Here is a 15,799-nt window from a genome sequence, read left to right on the forward strand (position 1 = left end):
GCGTAGGCCTCCGCCTCGCTGCGTGCCTTGCGCACCCTGGGGTCCTCCCAGAATCCGCGCGCGAGGGACCGCAGCTGCTCGTAACGCTCACGACCCGCGCGGGCCCCGAGCACATACCCGGCCGCAAGCCCGACGAGAAACAGGAATTTTGACCTCATGCCGCCAGCCTAGACACCGGGAAAACGAAAGGGCAGGGGTTGACGGCGCGTTCCCTGTCGACAATCCATCATTCCCAGGGATTGATCAGGTCGACGCCGAGACCGTCGAAGTCCCTGACGTTGCGCGTAGCCAGCCGTGCACCGCGGTGAAGGCACACGGCCGCGATCATCCCGTCCTCCACACTGAGCGGACGACCGGCCGCCCGCCGGGATTCCTGCAGCCCGGCGTAGACCCGGGCTGCCGGCTCGTCGTAGGGCATCACCTGGTCGGCATAGCTCGCGAGGAGGCGGTCGATCGCCGCGGTCAGACCGGAACGCCGACGGCCCTCCGGAAGTCGCCGCACGCCGATGAGGATCTCACCGACGCTGATCGCCGTCAGCGTCGTCTCCTCCGTGAGCGCCGCAAACCACCCGAGCACCCGAGGATCTGGCTGCGCCCGCAGAGGCTCAGAGAGCACGTTGGTGTCGAGCACGATCACAGGGACTCCGCGTCACGGGGCGCGGAACGGGGCGGGACAGGAAGCGGGTCACCGCGGAACGCCGCCACACCGTCGACCCACGCGGAGGAAAAGCCGTCTCCCCCGACCGCCGCGCTCAGGATGGCGCGAACCTCGGCTTCCATCGACCGGTTGTGCGCCGCCGCACGCCGCTTGAGCCCACGCTGGACCTCGTCGGTCAGGTTGCGAACGATGATCGCCGGCATGGCTGCCCCCTCCAGAAGTGCTATCAATGATAGCAATCCAGATCACAAATAGCGTGAAACCATCCCGGCAGCCCCCCCTTGTCATGAAACGCAAGGGGGAACTAGCATAGGCTCGTGACCAAGCCACAGAGGTACAGGGATGTTACAAAATTCCTGAAATCCAAGGGCTGGGTTTTCAAGCGCCAAAGAGGCAGCCATGAAATTTGGGGACCGGAAGAGACTAACCAAATTTTCTCTCTGGTGGCGCACAAAGGCGAGGTCTCACCGGGTGTAATTCGACAGCTTCAAGAGTTGTTCCCGGACACACCCCACGAATGGAATTAGACGGTATGACGGCAGGGAGGAACGGCAATGGCAGGAACTGATCGTCGTGTTGTGGAGGCACATGCCTACCGCGATGGCGGCAAGTGGTGGACGATCGAGATCCCAGAGCTGATGTCGGACGGACCCGAAGGACGAGGCATGCACGCGGTTGGCGGCGCGGTATCGGTCAAGGACCTTCAGGAAGCGGCCACCGACCTTGCAGCCGTCTGGCTCGACGCTGACCAGAACACACTCGACGTCCGGGTTACGCTCGACACTCCTGAGGCCGTTCGCCGACTGTGGAACGAAGGGGCAACTGCGGAGGCCGAGGCGCGCGACGCCGTCCAGCGTGCCGCGCTCCTCCGTCGGCGCGCGGTGCAGACTCTCCGCGCGGAGGGGTACACCTTGGATGTCTCAGCTCGGTTGCTCGGCATCTCCCGGCAACGAGTCCAACAGCTCGCGCAGAGTGCGGAGACTACATCTGAATCGGTCGCCTCATCGTGACTTCCGCCCCGGTCAGTTGCGGCGATTTACTCACGCTCTAGCGACCGACTCACCAGCATCTCCCGTCGAGGCCGGGCTCAGCCCTTGCGCTTGTCCTGCGCCCGACGCTCCGCGCGGTTGGCCGGTGCCGGCCCCGTGCGCTGGCCGAAGGCGCCGCGCTGTCCCGCCGCGGTCGCCGCCGGGCCGAAGGACGAGCCGGTGCCGGAGGCCTCCTGGGCCTTGGCCGTGGATGCGCGGTCGAGCTGGCCGCGCGCGTTGCGCACCTCCACCTCGCCCTGGCTGTCGGCGTTCGGCGCCGAGTAGCTGAGCCGCTCGACGGGAGCCGCAGAGCCGCCGAGGCCCTTGGCCGCGACGGTCGGGACGGCGGCCGTCGCCTCTCCCCCGGTGACCTCGACCTCGAGGTTGAACAGGAAGCCCACCGACTCCTCGCGGATCTGGCCCATCATGCTCTGGTAGAGGGCGAAACCCTCGCGCTGGTATTCGACGAGCGGGTCGCGCTGGGCCATGGCCCGCAGCCCGATGCCGTCCTTGAGATAGTCCATCTCGTAGAGGTGGTCGCGCCAGCGGCGGTCGATGACGGAGAGCACCACCCGGCGCTCGAGCTCCCGCATCGCCGGCTCGCCGAGCGCCTTGGTCCGCGCCTCGTACTGCACCCGGGCATCCGACAGGATCTCCTCGGTGAGGAACTCGCTCGTGATCTTGCTGCGCGAGCCCGCCTCGGTGAGCAGCTCGTCGACGGTGATCGAGACCGGGTAGAGGGTGCGCAGCTCGGCGAACATGGCCTCGAAGTCCCAGTCGTCCGCGTGCCCCTCGGCCGTGTGCACGTCGACGACCTCGGTGATGACGTCCTCGAGGAACTTCTGCGTGCGATCCTGCAGGTCGTCGCCCTCGAGGATGTGCCTGCGGTCCCCGTAGATCGCCTCGCGCTGACGGTTGAGCACATCGTCGTACTTGAGCACGTTCTTGCGGATCTCGGCGTTGCGCGCCTCGACCTGGCTCTGGGCGCTGCGGATGGCCCGGCTGACGACCTTCGATTCGATGGCCAGGTCGTCCGGCACGTTGCCCCGTCCCATGAGCGACTCCGCGGCCGCGGAGTTGAACAGCCGCATGAGGTCGTCGGTGAGCGAGAGGTAGAAGCGGCTCTCGCCGGGGTCGCCCTGACGACCGGACCGGCCACGAAGCTGGTTGTCGATGCGACGCGACTCGTGGCGCTCCGTGCCGAGCACGTAGAGGCCGCCGGCCTCGACGACCTTCTCTGCCTCCTCGGCCACGAGTGCCTTGACCCGGTCGAAGACCGCGTCCCACTCCTTCTCGTACTCCTCAGGGGTCTCGATCGGGCTGAGCCCACGCTGGTTCATCTCGGCGACGGCGAGGAACTCGGCGTTGCCACCGAGCATGACGTCGGTGCCACGGCCGGCCATGTTGGTCGCCACCGTGACCTGGCCGAGCCGGCCCGCCTGAGCGACGATCGCAGCCTCTCTGGCGTGGTTCTTCGCGTTGAGCACCTCGTGCTTGACCCCGCGCTTGGCGAGCAGCTTGGAGAGGTACTCGCTCTTCTCGACGCTCGTGGTGCCGACGAGCACGGGCTGGCCCTTCTCGTGGCGCTTCACGATGTCCTCGACCACCTGAGCGAACTTGGCCTCCTCGTTCTTGTAGACGAGGTCGGACTGGTCGATGCGCAGCATCGGCTTGTTCGTCGGGATCGTGACGACGCCGAGCTTGTAGGTGCTCATGAACTCGGACGCCTCCGTCTCGGCGGTACCGGTCATGCCGGAGAGCTTGTTGTAGAGGCGGAAGTAGTTCTGCAGGGTGACGGTGGCGAGGGTCTGGTTCTCGGCCTTGACCTCAACACCCTCCTTCGCCTCGATCGCCTGGTGGATGCCCTCGTTGTACCGGCGTCCCATGAGGATGCGGCCGGTGTGCTCGTCGACGATGAGCACCTCGCCGTTCATGACGACGTAGTCCTTGTCCTTCTTGAACAGGGCGGTCGCCTTGATCGAGTTGTTGAGGAACGAGATGAGCGGGGTGTTCGCCGACTCGTAGAGGTTGTCGATGCCGAGATAGTCCTCGACCTTCTCGATGCCGGGCTCGAGCACGCCGACCGTGCGCTTCTTCTCGTCGACCTCGTAGTCGACATCCGGAACCAGCCGCTTGGCGAGGTTCGCGAACTCGGCGAACCAGCGGTTGGCCTCGCCGGAGGCCGGCCCGGAGATGATCAGCGGGGTGCGGGCCTCGTCGATGAGGATCGAGTCCACCTCGTCGACGATCGCGAAGTTGTGACCGCGCTGCACCATGTCGCTGGCCTGCCAGGCCATGTTGTCGCGCAGGTAGTCGAATCCGAACTCGTTGTTCGTGCCGTAGGTGATGTCGGCGGCGTACTGCTCACGCCGTTCCGCGGGGGTCTGCCCGGAGAGGATGACACCCGTGCTCATGCCGAGGGCGCGGAAGATGCGGCCCATCAGCTCTGACTGGTAGCTGGCGAGGTAGTCGTTGACGGTGACCACGTGCACGCCGCGGGAGGGGATGGCGTTGAGGTAGGCGGCAAGGGTGGCGACCAGGGTCTTGCCCTCCCCCGTCTTCATCTCGGCGATGTTGCCGAGGTGGAGGGCTGCGCCTCCCATGAGCTGGACGTCGAAGTGGCGCAGGCCCAGGGTGCGGACGGATGCCTCGCGCACGGCGGCGAAGGCCTCCGGCAGCAGGTCCTCGAGGGACTCCCCGTTGGAATAGCGCTCGCGGAACTCGCGGGTCTCGTTCTTGAGCTCGTCGTCGGTGAGCTCCTTGAAGTCGTCTTCGAGGTGGTTCACGGCCTGCGCATAACGCTCCAGCCGACGGAGGGTACGGCCCTCGCCGACACGCAGGACCCTTTCAAGGACGTTGGCCACTAGTCACTCCAGGTGTTTGTCAGGGCTACGGTGCAGGGCGGGCACGACGGCTCGCCTGTGACCAATTCGTAATCGTAGCAAGCCTATCCCTCGGCTTTCCTGACCATTCCGCGTCAATAGACTGCGGGCGACGGCGACGGGAGGCGCCCGCAGACGCCTCCCGTCGCCGTCGGAGCGTCATCCACGCATCTTGCGGGTCGCGGTCGCGACCTCCTGCAGCTCCTTGGCGTCGTCGTCGAGCGCGATCACGCCGTAATCCCAGCCCTTGCGCCGGTAGACCACGCTCGGGCGATCCGTCTCCGCGTCGATGAACAGATAGAAGTCGTGACCGACGAGCTCCATGTAATAGAGCGCGTCATCGACGGTCATCGGCATCGAGGCGAACACCTTCTTGCGGATGACGACGGGGCTCCACTCCTCCTCGGCCGGTTCCCCGGCATCGGCGACGACATCGATCGTTCCCGTGCGCACCTGCTCCAGCACGGAGGCGTCCGCCGGTCGGATGTCCGTGACGCTGAAGCCGCCCGCACTCGCCTCGCGGAGCGAGGTCGGGCGATGCTTGCCGCGGTGGACCTTCTGGCGGTCCTTCGCCCGACGGAGGCGCTCGATGAGCTTGTCGAGCGCGAGGTCCAGCGCGACGTACTTGTCGGATCCGCTCGACTCCGCACGCACGAGCGGGCCGGGTCCGATCAGGGTGAGCTCGACCCGATCGTCGCCGCTCGATCCGTTCTTGCCGCTGTGCCTGCTGACCTTGACCTCGAAGGCGAGCGCCTTTTCGGCGAGATGGGCTATCTTCTCGGCCTTTTCCGTCGCATAGTCGCGGAATCGATCGGTGATCCCGAGTCCCAGACCGTTGATGGAAATTTCCATGGCGTCCTCCCAGTCCCGTGAGGCGCGACGCCCGGTGGACCAGGCGATGTTCCGCGCCTCTTTTCCCCACCGTAGCCCCGTCGACCCGCCCGTGTCACGGCTTTCCGGCGCCTGTCCGCCGCATTGCCAGGTATCCATTCACGTCGGCACGCAGGTCAGGGTGGGAAGCGCCTCGGGGTCGCCGCGAGGGTGGCGGCGGCGACCACTTCCGCTCCCGCCGCACGAAGTGCTCTCGCCGCCTCAAGCAGGGTCGATCCCGTGGTGACGACGTCGTCGACGAGGAGGAAGCGGCGTCCGTCCAGCCGTCCTCTCGCGCGCATCGCATTCTCGAGGTTGTGCCACCGGTCCGCCCGGCCAAGCCGCTTCTGATCGTCACGGGCCCGGCTGCTCAGGAGTCCGGATGCCGGAGCCGGAAGTCCTGCACGGCGCAGCAGCAGCCGGACCGGATCGTAGCCGCGGCGGCGAACCGCGCGCCGACTCGACGGGATGGTGACGAGTTCGACCGGCCGCCCGGGAGGCACGTCGCTCAGCGCGAGGCCCACGGCCGCGGCGAGCGGGCGGGAGAGGGCGCGCGCGGCATCCGTCCTGCCCTCCTCCTTGACGGCGAGGATGCAGCGGCTCACCACCCCCTCGTAGCGCAGGGCGGAGACGAGGGCGGTGCCATCAGAGAGCGGCCGGCTGCGCGGCACGGGCTGCAGGTCTGCCAGGCAGGCGGCGCACAGCGTGCGCCCATCCGCTCCGCATCCCGCGCAGCTCACCGGCAGGAGGACGGCCAGGGCGTCTCGCAACGCCTCGATCGCGAGGATGCGTGCCGGGACCGTCATCCGGGAATTCTCGCCGGGTCGCGGGGTCGCGCACCACCGGAGCGGCCCGGTTGTGCGCGGGAGCAGGACGAGCCGGCTGTCGAGGAGCGGCTCGCTCAGCGCTGGACCGCGATGAGGTCGACCTTCGCCTTACCGCTCTGCCAGCTGCTGCCCCCGTAGGTCCAGATCGCCGAGTCATTGCCGAGCACGCGGAGACCCTCCTGCCCGTTGCCCCCGACGATCTCCCTGGCCGGCTTGAGCGTGCCCAGCGAGGATCGCTGACCGCCGACCGTGAACAGCTGGACATCGGACTGGCCGTCCGCCGTGGTCAGCGTGGCGACCGTCACGTCGTCGACCCAGGTGGTGCCGATGGCGATGCCCTCGTCGAGCGGAACGTCCACCACGGGGGTCCCGAGGCTCAACGGGACCTGTTTCTGGTCGGGGTCCCGGAGGATCCCGGCGACGAGCAGCCGCGGTCCCGTCGAGGTGGACAGCAGGATGGTCACCCTCGCGCCGTCGCGGGACACCTCGAGCGAGACGATGTGGGCGTCCGACGGGAGGGACGGCTTCACGTCGTGCCCGACGCCGGCCGAGTCGAAGGCCCGGATGGCATTCGGATCGTCCGTCGGGACCGACCACACGTATCCGTATTCGTCGAGCGACGGAGCGATCAGATTGTCGCGGGTGTCCACGACCGCGGCCGCCGCCGCCCTGCGCACGACCGCGACCCCTCCGGTCCCCTTGAGGGCCACGGTGTCGCCGTCGGAGGACAGCGTCGCCGCCTGCGGATCGAGGGCGACGACCTTGGAGCTGATCCCGCTGAGCGGGGCGATCCTGTTGTTGGTGGTCGCGTAGTAGCCGAACTCGCTCTTGCGCAGCACGAGGGCCAGGCTGTCGACCTTGTTGTCGGACTGCGGAGTGTCCGTTCCGAGATCGGGGATGACCAGCGGGGTCCCTGCCACCGAGATCTGCACACTCGAGATGTTCGACACCGAGCTGAGGCTCTCGGAGAGCTGGAGTTTCATGTACTCCTGGTCCCTGAGATCGACCGTCCCGGCAGACGCCTCCTTGTTCAGGTCCACCTTGGCGACCCCGGAATCCACGGTCACGATGCTCCCGTCCTCGGAGAGCTGTGTTCCGTCGGGGAACTTCGAGAACGCGACGCCCTTCAGCCAGTCGGGGGGGCCGGCGAGCAGGGCGGTCACGATCCGGGTCGCCGCGGAGGTGCCGCTCGGGAACCACCGCAGGTCGGGAATGAGGTGCTGATTGCCCGAGTCGAGGAAGTAGAGCGCGTGGGGGGCGAACACCCTCTGGAAGATCTGATCGGTGAGCACGATCCCGTCAGGCACCGCGCTGATCCGCCACTGCTTGTGCTCCTGGACGAACGAGAACGTCAGCGCGATCGACTGCGATCCCTCGCGATACACCCCCGTCGAGTCGACGGACGCGATCGTGCTGAACGAGTACTGCACGGTGCTCGGGTCCAGCTGCGTCAGCCGCGGCGCCCCCGACCGCACCTGCACGCTCTGCCGCGGATCCCACTTCGCGGCGAAGTCCTTGGCGAGGAACTGCCGTGCGACGGCGTAGCCGCCGGTCGAGGAGGTGAAGGCGGCGACAAACCCCTTGAGGATGCTCTGCTGGGTGGCACCGGCGACCGGGCCGTCGGGGTTGTACTCGAAGCTCGTATTGCCGGAGTCGCCGGTGATGGCGAGGCCCTGGTTGACCGTCCCCGCGGTCGGCACGCTCACGCAGGCCGACAGCAGGCCGACCGTCAGGACGGCGATCGCGACCAGCAGCGAGCCTCGGCGATTCCGCTCAGACATCCAGCGCCCCTTCCTGAAGCCGTGCGTCCGCCGGCGGGAGGTCGAGGGGAGAGCTCTCGATCGGGATGCCGCGCTCCCGAGGCAGGGTCAGCCGGAAACAGGTCCCCTCCCCCGGCTCCGACCAGACGTCGAGCCAGCCGTCGTGCAGGGTCGCATCCTCGAGGGAGATCGCGAGACCGAGGCCCGTGCCGCCGATGGTGCGCTGACGGGACGGATCCGCCCGCCAGAACCGGTCGAAGACCCTCGAGACGTCGCTGTCCCTCATGCCGATGCCATAGTCGCGAACCGCCAGGGCGACGGCCGTCGCGTTGCTGTCGACCATGACGACGATGGGACGCCCCTCGCCGTGCTCGATGGCGTTGCCCAGCAGGTTGCGGAGGATGCGCCGCACCCTCCTGGCGTCGATCTCCGCCTCGAAATAGCCGCCGGGGGCGACGATGCGCAGTTCGGAGCCGCGTTCGTCGGCGAGGGGTCGCATCGAGTCGACGGCGTCCTCGACCAGACGCACCAGGTTGGTCGCGTCGAGCTCGAGCTCGACGGCGCCGGCGTCGTACCTGCTCACCTCGAGCAGGTCGGCCAGCAGTACCTCGAAGCGCTGCACCTGGGTGTGCAGCAGCTCGGCCGTCCTGGCCGCGGACGGCTCGAAGCTCTCGCGCTGGTCGAACAGCACGTCGCCGGCGAGGCGGATGGTCGTGAGCGGCGTGCGCAGCTCGTGCGAGACATCCGAGACGAAGCGCTGCTGCAGCCGGGACAGCTCGGCGAGTTTGGTGATCTGCTGCTGCAGGCTGTCCGCCATGCCGTTGAACGAGCGGGCCAGGGTCGCGATGACGTCATCGCCCTTCTCGGGGATGCGCTCCTCGAGCTGACCGGCCGCGAGCTTCTCGCTCGTCTGGGCGGCCACCCTGATCGGACCGACGACCAGCCGGACGACCGTGTACATGATGGCGGCGATGAGCAGGACGAGGGCGAGACCGCCGATCACCATCGTGCGCTGCACGTAGTTGAGCGTCTGCTGCACCTGCGAGAGGTCGTAGACGAGATAGAGCTCGTAGCTGCCCGCGGAGGGAACGTTCACCTGGGAGCCGACGACCAGCGCCGGCGCGCCGTTCTCCAGGGACACCGACTGGAACTGCACGTGCTGCGGATCGCGGACGACCCTGGCGCGGAGCGCATCCGTCACGACGTCGGGGAAGTTGGTGGTCCTCGTCGACTGCATGATCTGGTCGGTCTGCTGGTCGGGGGTGCGAACCAGCTCGAATCCGGTCCCGCCCGGCGTCGTCGTCGACGGCAGGACCTTGTCCCTGATCGTCCCCGGCAGGCTGTCGAGATCCACCGTCGCCCCCTGGTCAGCGGTGGTCGGCACAGCGTCGAAGATCTCCTGCGCCAGGTTGTGCGCGCTCCTCGCCTCGTCCTGCACCTGGTTGCTCCTGGATGCGAACAGGTTGTTGCCGATGCTGATCGAGATGAAGCCCCCGATGATGAAGACCGCGATCCCGGAGGACACCACGGTGATCGCCACGGTGCGGAACTGCAGCGAGGTGCGCCAGATGCGGACGATCCGACCGGGATACGACCGCCAGTCGAGGGGCTTCATCGTCGATCGAGGTCAGCCGGTCGTGCCGGCTCGGTAGCCGACACCGCGGACGGTCATGACGATGCGGGGGTTGTCCGGGTCCTCCTCGACCTTGGCCCGCAGCCGCTGCACGTGCACGTTCACGAGCCGGGTGTCCGCCTTGTAGTGGTAGCCCCAGACCTGTTCGAGCAGCATCTCGCGCGTGAACACCTGCTGGGGTTTGAGCGCCAGGGCCAGCAGGAGCTCGAACTCGAGCGGGGTGAGGTTGATCGTGCTGTCGCCGCGCTTGACCTCGTGACCGGCCACGTCGAGCCGGAGGTCACCCACGTGCAGAACCGTGCTGGAGGCGGTGGTCGTCGGACGGAGGCGGGTGCGGATGCGCGCGACCAGCTCCTTGGGATTGAACGGCTTGACAACATAGTCGTCGGCGCCGCTCTCGAGGCCGCGCACGACGTCCGTCGCGTCGGACTTGGCGGTGAGCATGATGATCGGGACACCGGACTCCGCGCGGATCTCCGCGCAGACCTCGATCCCGTCCTTGCCCGGCAGCATGAGGTCGAGCAGCACCAGGTCGGGTGCCGCGTTGCGGAAGGCCTCCAGCGCACTGCCGCCGTCGGCGGAGAAGAACGGCTCGAAGCCCTCGGAGCGCAGGACGATGCCGATCATTTCCGCCAGGGCCGTGTCATCGTCGACAACAAGAATGCGTGCGGTCATCGTCCCGTCTTTGAATCGGCACCCCGATCTGCAGGATGCAATCGCTTTCGCCTAAGAGTAGTCGAGTGTGAAAGCATTATCGCGGCAGCATCGGCCGGGGTGGGCACCATCGAAGGGGAACACGCGTGAGTGATGACCAGCAGTGGCAGCCTCCGGGACGGACGCCGCCCGCTCCTCCGCCGTATCCGTCCGGACAGCGGCCCTCCGCCCCGCCTCCTCCGCCGGGATGGACTCCGCCGCCGAGGCCCGGGCTGATCCCGCTGCGCCCGCTCGATCTCGGCGCGATCCTCGGCGGGGCGTTCCGCGTGCTCAGGCACAATCCCCGCCCGACGCTGGGGGCGGCCCTGATCCTCCAGGGGATCACCTCCCTTCTCGGCATCGGGTTCGTCGGTCTCACCACGTTCCTGTCCCTGTCGCGCATCGGGTCGAGCACCCAGCAGGACTCCGAGACCATCACCGCCGGTGCCACGGGTCTGATCATCGTCGCGGCGCTCATCCCCGCCCTGCTGTCGGTGATCGCCTCCGCCGTGTTGCAGGGGATCGTCGTGCTCGAGGTCTCCCGCGGCGCGGTCGGAGAGAAGCTGACCTTCCGCGCCCTCTGGGCCAGGGCGCGCGGGCGGCTCGGCGCACTCATCGGCTGGGCCTTCCTGCTCGTCCTCGCCCTTGTCGTCGGCGTCGGAGCGGTCGCCGCCCTGATCGCCTTCTTCGTCGTGACGGCGGGGACGGCCGGCATCGTCATCGGGGTGCTGCTGGGCCTGCTCTGCGGTGCGGGGATCCTCGTGCTCTGTGCCTGGCTCGGCACCAAGCTGTCTCTCGTACCGAGCGCGCTGATGATCGAACGGCTGAGGCTGCCGGAGGCGATGGGACGTTCCTGGGGGCTGACCACCACGTCCTTCTGGAAGACCTTCGGCATCCAGGCGCTCGTCGGTGTGATCGTCGGCGGCGCCTCCCAGGTGGTCTCCATCCCGCTCGGCATCCTCGGCCCGATGTTCATCGGCCTGCTCGATCCCAACGGCCAGGGCGGCCCGACGACCATCGCGGTGGTCGGCGGCTTCGGCCTGCTCTCCTTCATCGTCACCGTGCTGTTCGCGGCCATCGGCTCCGTCGTGCGCTCGTCGACGACCGCCCTCATCTACATCGACCTGCGCATCCGCAGGGAGGGCCTCGACCTCGAGCTGGCGCGTTTCGTGGAGGCCCGCCAGGCGGGGGACGCGAGCGTGCCCGACCCGTTCCCGGCCGGACGCCTCGCACGACCATGAACCTCCTCGACATCCCCGTCGACCCGGATGCCGTCCAGGCCAGGCACTGGATCGTCGTCGAGCTCTCGAAGCCCGAGTATCAGGCCGCGAAGCCGACCTGGTTCGACCGGCTGTCCTCGGCCGTCTGGGACTGGCTGTCCTCGCTCCGGCTGGGCACCGACGGCGTGACCCAGGGGCCGGTGCTGGTCGTCGTCACGGTCGTCGTGCTCGCGGCGATCGTGGCCGCCTTTCTCGTCTTCGGGCGCCCGCGACTCGGCGCGACGAGCGACGCATCCGGACCGCTGTTCCGGCGGGGAGACGAGCGCCGGTCCGCGGACATCCGCCGGTCGGCGCTGGCCGCCGCCGCCAGAGCGGAGTGGACGATCGGGATCGAGGAGATGTTCCGGGCCATCGCCCGCGGCCTCGACGAGCGGACGATCGTCTCCGCGATGCCCGGCTCGACCGCTCGAGACGTCGCCGTCAAGGCCGGGGAGGCCATCCCGGCGCTCGCCGACGATCTCGCCGCGGCCGCGGTCGCCTTCGACGAGGTGCGCTACCTGGGCGGCGAAGGGACGGAGGCGGTCTTCCGGCGCCTCGAGGCGCTGGAGGCCGACACCCGATCCGAACGCCCAGAGCCCGCCGGCGCCCGCCGATGAGCTCCGTCGTCCTGACCCCCACCGTCCGACGGGCGACCCGCCGGTCGCTGTTCTGGATCCTCGCCGCCGGGTTCCTCGTGCTGCTCGCCCTCGGCGCTCTCGCCGTGAACGGCGCGTCGAAGGGAGAGGGGACGCCGTTCTCGGCGAGCAACGCGGAACCTGCCGGCAGCAAGGCGGTCGCCGCGGTGCTCGCCGACCACGGCGTGACGGTCCACGTGCCCGCGACCCTCGCCGCGGCGGCATCCGTCCTCGACGGCGCCGGTCGTTCGACGCTGTTCCTCTACGACCCGCAGGGGTATCTCGGTGCCGGTCAGCTGCGCTCTCTCGCCGGGCGGGCGGACCGGGTGGTGCTGTTCGCCCCCGCCTTCGCGCAGCTGCGCGCCCTCGCACCGGAGGTTGCGCCCGCCGGCACGACCCCGGGGAAGGCGCTGATGGCGGACTGCCCGGTCCCCGCGGTCGAACGGGCCGTCTCCGTCTCCGCGGCGGGTCTCGGCTACCGCATCGTGGAGCCCGGCGACACCACGATCGGCTGCCTCGGCACCGGCACGGATGTCTTTTCCCTGGTCCAGGTGGACCGGGCGGACGGCCGGATCGTCGTGCTCGGGACCACCGACGCCCTCCGCAACGACCGGGTGGCCGAGCGGGGCAACGCGGCCCTCGCCCTCGGCCTGCTCGGGAGCGAGAGGGACCTGGTCTGGTATCTGCCGACGATCGACGACGCGGCGATCGCCGGGGCGCCGACCATCGCCCAGCTCACCCCGGCCTGGGTGGGACCGGTCCTCGCCCTGCTGGCCGTCGTCGCGATCGCCGCGGCCGTCTGGCGGGGTCGGCGGATGGGCGCGCTGGTCGTCGAGGACCTGCCCGTCACCGTGCGGGCGAGCGAGACGATGGAGGGGCGCGCACGCCTGTACCAGAGGAGCGGGGCGCGGCTTCGTGCCCTCGACGCGCTGCGCATCGGCACGGTCGGGCGACTGGCCGCGGTCTGCGGCCTGCCGCGACTGGCGCCCCTCGAGGACGTGATCGGGGCGGTGTCGGCCGCCGCCCGGATGGATCCGGCATCCGTGCGCGCGCTTCTCGTCGAGACGGTGCCGCGCAACGATGCTGAGCTCGTGCGGCTCTCCGACGCGCTGCTCGACCTCGAACGGACGGTCACCGCGGCCGTCCGCCCCGGAAACCGGCCGGAGATCCAGGGAGAATGAAGCCATGACCGACGTCACCGAGAGTCCAGTCCCCTCCCTCCGCGACGACTTCGCGCGGGTGCGCGCCGAGGTCGGCAAGGCGGTGGTCGGCCAGGACGGCGCCGTCACCGGCCTCATCATCGCGCTGCTCGCCGGGGGCCACGTGCTGCTCGAGGGCGTTCCCGGGGTCGCGAAGACCCTGCTCGTTCGGGCCCTCAGCCGCGCGCTGCACCTGGAGACGAAGCGCCTCCAGTTCACGCCGGATCTCATGCCGGGCGACGTCACCGGCTCGCTCGTCTACGACGCGGCCTCCGGGGCCTTCGAGTTCCGGGCCGGACCCGTGTTCACCAACATCCTGCTCGCGGACGAGATCAACCGCACGCCGCCGAAGACGCAGTCCGCTCTGCTGGAGGCCATGGAGGAGCGGCAGGTGAGCGTCGACGGCGAGACCCGCCCGCTGCCCGCGCCGTTCATCGTCGCCGCCACCCAGAACCCGATCGAGTACGAGGGGACCTACTCGCTCCCCGAGGCGCAGCTCGACCGCTTCCTGCTCAAACTCGTGCTCGAGGTCCCCGAGCGCGACGACGAACTGGAGATGCTGGTCCGCAGCTCGGCCGGATTCGATCCGCACGACCTCGGTGCGGCGGGGGTCGCACCGGTGCTCGACGCGAGCCAGCTGGCCGCGGCCCGGGCGGAGGTCGGCCGGGTCGGAGCGAGCGCGGACGTCCTCGCGTACATCGTTGACCTCGCCCGCGGCACCAGGACGAGCCCCTCGGTGAAGCTCGGGGTGAGCCCGCGCGGGACGACGGCACTGCTCTCCGCGGCCAAGGCCTGGGCCTGGCTGACCGGTTTCGACGCGATCACCCCCGACCACGTGCAGGCGATGGCCCTGCCGGTCTGGCGGCATCGCATCCTGCTCCGACCGGAGGCCGAGCTGGAGGGCGTCTCGCCCGACTCGATCCTGCGCGCCGTTCTGCAGCAGGTCCGGGTCCCGATCTGATCATGGCCTGGTCCGGTCGGTTCGTGCTGCTGATCGCGCTCGGTCTGCTGCCGATCGTGGTGCTCGACGAGCCCGTGTGGCTGGTCCTCTGGCTCCTTTTCGTGGCGATCGTCGGGGTCGTCGACCTGGCCATCGCCGGGTCACCGCGGCTGGTCTCTGTGGAGCGGGACCTGCCGCCCAGGGTGCGGCTCGGCGAGACCGCTCCCTCGAGGCTGCTCCTGACCAATTCGGGTGGTCGGCGGATCCGCGGTCTGGTCAGGGATGCCTGGCAGCCCTCGACGGGCGCGTCCCCCACCCGGGCGGCGGTCGACATTCCGGCCGGCGAGCGCAGGGCGATCGTCACCACGCTCACTCCCTTCCGCCGTGGAGAGCGCCGTGCCGCCCAGGTGACCGTGCGCTCGTTCGGGCCGATGCGCCTGCTGGCGCGGCAGGCGAGCATCCGGGCTCCCGGGGCCATCAGGGTGCTGCCACCGTTCGTCGCGCGCAAGCACCTCCCGTCCCGGCTCGCGCGGCTGCGTGAGCTCGACGGACGGACGAGTCTCATGATCCGCGGGCAGGGCACGGAGTTCGACAGCCTGCGCGACTACGTCCGCGGCGACGACGTGCGCTCGATCGACTGGAGGGCCACCGCCAGGCGCACCGATCCGGCGGGAGGAGCACACCTCGTCGTGCGCACCTGGCGGCCGGAGCGGGATCGTCGCGTCGTCATCGTCATCGACAGCGGTCGCACCTCGGCGGCGAGGATCGCCGACGAGCCGCGCCTCGACACCGCCTTCGAGTCCACCCTGCTCCTCGCCGCGCTGGCCGCCGCCGCCGGGGACCACGTCGACCTCGTCGTCTACGACAGGCGGGTGCGCGGGCGGGTCCAGGGATCCGGAGGCGCCGAGCTGCTGTCCAGACTCGTCGACGTCATGGCACCGATCGAGCCGGAGCTCGTCGAGACGGACTGGGCGGGTGTGCCGGCGCTCGTCCGCTCGGTCACCGCTCACCGGGCCCTCGTCGTGCTGATGACCTCTGTCGATGCGCCCGGGGCATCGAGGGAACTGCTCGGTATGCTGCCCCAGCTCACCGGCAGGCACACGGTCGTGGTCTCCTCCGTCGCCGACCCCTCGGTCCTCGACGCGAGCCGGCGCCGGGAGAACCGCGACGAGGTCTATCTCGCGGCGGCGGCCGAGCGGGCCATGCTCGACCTGACCCGCGTCGGGGCGGCCATCCGCCGGCTCGGCGCGGAGATGGTGACGGCCGCGCCAGCGGACCTGCCACCCGCCCTCGCCGACCGCTACCTCGCTCTCAAGGCGGCCGGACGGCTCTGAGGAGGGAGGACTACTCTGGCTGCGATGACTGAAATCCGCGTGACCACGCATACCCTGTTCTCCCGTCTGGTCGCCGAGGCC

At 69.2% G+C, this 15,799-nt stretch carries 15 protein-coding genes; 7 read left to right on the forward strand and 8 right to left on the reverse strand.

Going from position 1 to position 15,799, the window contains the following annotated elements:
- Window positions 1–226: 226 nt before the first annotated feature.
- On the reverse strand, window positions 227–637 hold the full coding sequence (locus VGC18_RS11130) for a type II toxin-antitoxin system VapC family toxin (RefSeq protein WP_331097305.1): 411 nt from the start codon (window positions 635–637) through the stop codon (window positions 227–229).
- A complete protein-coding gene (locus VGC18_RS11135; protein ID WP_331097307.1) occupies window positions 634–861 on the reverse strand; it encodes a FitA-like ribbon-helix-helix domain-containing protein in 228 nt (75 codons plus the stop codon). The genes VGC18_RS11130 and VGC18_RS11135 overlap by 4 nt, the downstream gene beginning before the upstream one ends.
- Before the next feature lie 114 nt (window positions 862–975).
- Here VGC18_RS11135 and VGC18_RS11140 point away from each other — a divergent pair, with 114 nt between their 5' ends.
- A complete protein-coding gene (locus VGC18_RS11140) occupies window positions 976–1,185 on the forward strand; it encodes a type II toxin-antitoxin system HicA family toxin (RefSeq protein ID WP_331097309.1) in 210 nt (69 codons plus the stop codon).
- Between the two features lie 27 nt (window positions 1,186–1,212).
- On the forward strand, window positions 1,213–1,668 hold the full coding sequence (locus tag VGC18_RS11145; RefSeq protein WP_331097311.1) for an XRE family transcriptional regulator: 456 nt from the start codon (window positions 1,213–1,215) through the stop codon (window positions 1,666–1,668).
- 77 nt (window positions 1,669–1,745) lie between these two features.
- Here VGC18_RS11145 and secA read toward each other — a convergent pair whose 3' ends face one another.
- The 6 genes from secA to mtrA form a co-directional block, all read right to left on the reverse strand.
- Entirely contained in the window at window positions 1,746–4,550 is a 2,805-nt protein-coding gene (secA, locus tag VGC18_RS11150) for a preprotein translocase subunit SecA (RefSeq protein ID WP_331097314.1), read from the reverse strand.
- A gap of 177 nt (window positions 4,551–4,727) precedes the next feature.
- Window positions 4,728–5,420 (reverse strand): ribosome hibernation-promoting factor, HPF/YfiA family, encoded by a 693-nt coding sequence (gene hpf, locus VGC18_RS11155; RefSeq protein ID WP_331097316.1) that lies wholly within the window; start codon window positions 5,418–5,420, stop codon window positions 4,728–4,730.
- A gap of 155 nt (window positions 5,421–5,575) precedes the next feature.
- On the reverse strand, window positions 5,576–6,244 hold the full coding sequence (locus VGC18_RS11160) for a ComF family protein (RefSeq protein WP_331097318.1): 669 nt from the start codon (window positions 6,242–6,244) through the stop codon (window positions 5,576–5,578).
- Between the two features lie 95 nt (window positions 6,245–6,339).
- Window positions 6,340–8,046 (reverse strand): LpqB family beta-propeller domain-containing protein, encoded by a 1,707-nt coding sequence (locus tag VGC18_RS11165; protein WP_331097320.1) that lies wholly within the window; start codon window positions 8,044–8,046, stop codon window positions 6,340–6,342.
- The gene (gene mtrB / locus VGC18_RS11170; RefSeq protein WP_331097322.1) at window positions 8,039–9,640 is read right to left on the reverse strand and encodes an MtrAB system histidine kinase MtrB; all 1,602 of its coding nucleotides are present in this window, start codon (window positions 9,638–9,640) and stop codon (window positions 8,039–8,041) included. Before mtrB ends, VGC18_RS11165 begins: the two co-directional genes overlap by 8 nt.
- A gap of 12 nt (window positions 9,641–9,652) precedes the next feature.
- Window positions 9,653–10,333: an MtrAB system response regulator MtrA gene (gene mtrA / locus VGC18_RS11175; protein WP_331097324.1), complete on the reverse strand. Its 681-nt coding sequence runs from the start codon at window positions 10,331–10,333 to the stop codon at window positions 9,653–9,655.
- A gap of 125 nt (window positions 10,334–10,458) precedes the next feature.
- Here mtrA and VGC18_RS11180 point away from each other — a divergent pair, with 125 nt between their 5' ends.
- The 5 genes from VGC18_RS11180 to VGC18_RS11200 are packed head-to-tail and all read left to right on the forward strand — an operon-like array spanning window position 10,459 to window position 15,718.
- Window positions 10,459–11,592, forward strand: coding sequence for a hypothetical protein (locus VGC18_RS11180; protein WP_331097327.1), 1,134 nt, complete (start codon window positions 10,459–10,461; stop codon window positions 11,590–11,592).
- The gene (locus tag VGC18_RS11185) at window positions 11,589–12,227 is read left to right on the forward strand and encodes a DUF4129 domain-containing protein (RefSeq protein WP_331097329.1); all 639 of its coding nucleotides are present in this window, start codon (window positions 11,589–11,591) and stop codon (window positions 12,225–12,227) included. Before VGC18_RS11180 ends, VGC18_RS11185 begins: the two co-directional genes overlap by 4 nt.
- A complete protein-coding gene (locus VGC18_RS11190) occupies window positions 12,224–13,426 on the forward strand; it encodes a DUF4350 domain-containing protein (RefSeq protein WP_331097331.1) in 1,203 nt (400 codons plus the stop codon). Before VGC18_RS11185 ends, VGC18_RS11190 begins: the two co-directional genes overlap by 4 nt.
- Window positions 13,427–13,430: 4 nt before the next feature.
- A complete protein-coding gene (locus VGC18_RS11195; protein WP_331097333.1) occupies window positions 13,431–14,405 on the forward strand; it encodes a MoxR family ATPase in 975 nt (324 codons plus the stop codon).
- A gap of 2 nt (window positions 14,406–14,407) precedes the next feature.
- Window positions 14,408–15,718 (forward strand): DUF58 domain-containing protein, encoded by a 1,311-nt coding sequence (locus tag VGC18_RS11200; protein ID WP_331097335.1) that lies wholly within the window; start codon window positions 14,408–14,410, stop codon window positions 15,716–15,718.
- Window positions 15,719–15,799 lie beyond the last annotated feature (81 nt).

It is taken from the genome of Lacisediminihabitans sp. (assembly GCF_036404185.1).
Classification (GTDB): domain Bacteria; phylum Actinomycetota; class Actinomycetes; order Actinomycetales; family Microbacteriaceae; genus Lacisediminihabitans.

What these genes read in the sequence shown, in the direction of transcription:
- VGC18_RS11200 (WP_331097335.1), top strand. Translation starts at nt 14,408, where the DNA reads ATGGCCTGGTCCGGTCGGTTCGTGCTGCTGATCGCGCTCGGTCTGCTG.
- VGC18_RS11190 (WP_331097331.1), top strand. Translation starts at nt 12,224, where the DNA reads ATGAGCTCCGTCGTCCTGACCCCCACCGTCCGACGGGCGACCCGCCGG.
- mtrB (WP_331097322.1), bottom strand. Translation starts at nt 9,640, where the DNA reads ATGAAGCCCCTCGACTGGCGGTCGTATCCCGGTCGGATCGTCCGCATC.
- VGC18_RS11145 (WP_331097311.1), top strand. Translation starts at nt 1,213, where the DNA reads ATGGCAGGAACTGATCGTCGTGTTGTGGAGGCACATGCCTACCGCGAT.
- VGC18_RS11165 (WP_331097320.1), bottom strand. Translation starts at nt 8,046, where the DNA reads ATGTCTGAGCGGAATCGCCGAGGCTCGCTGCTGGTCGCGATCGCCGTC.
- mtrA (WP_331097324.1), bottom strand. Translation starts at nt 10,333, where the DNA reads ATGACCGCACGCATTCTTGTTGTCGACGATGACACGGCCCTGGCGGAA.
- hpf (WP_331097316.1), bottom strand. Translation starts at nt 5,420, where the DNA reads ATGGAAATTTCCATCAACGGTCTGGGACTCGGGATCACCGATCGATTC.
- VGC18_RS11185 (WP_331097329.1), top strand. Translation starts at nt 11,589, where the DNA reads ATGAACCTCCTCGACATCCCCGTCGACCCGGATGCCGTCCAGGCCAGG.
- VGC18_RS11195 (WP_331097333.1), top strand. Translation starts at nt 13,431, where the DNA reads ATGACCGACGTCACCGAGAGTCCAGTCCCCTCCCTCCGCGACGACTTC.
- VGC18_RS11160 (WP_331097318.1), bottom strand. Translation starts at nt 6,244, where the DNA reads ATGACGGTCCCGGCACGCATCCTCGCGATCGAGGCGTTGCGAGACGCC.
- VGC18_RS11135 (WP_331097307.1), bottom strand. Translation starts at nt 861, where the DNA reads ATGCCGGCGATCATCGTTCGCAACCTGACCGACGAGGTCCAGCGTGGG.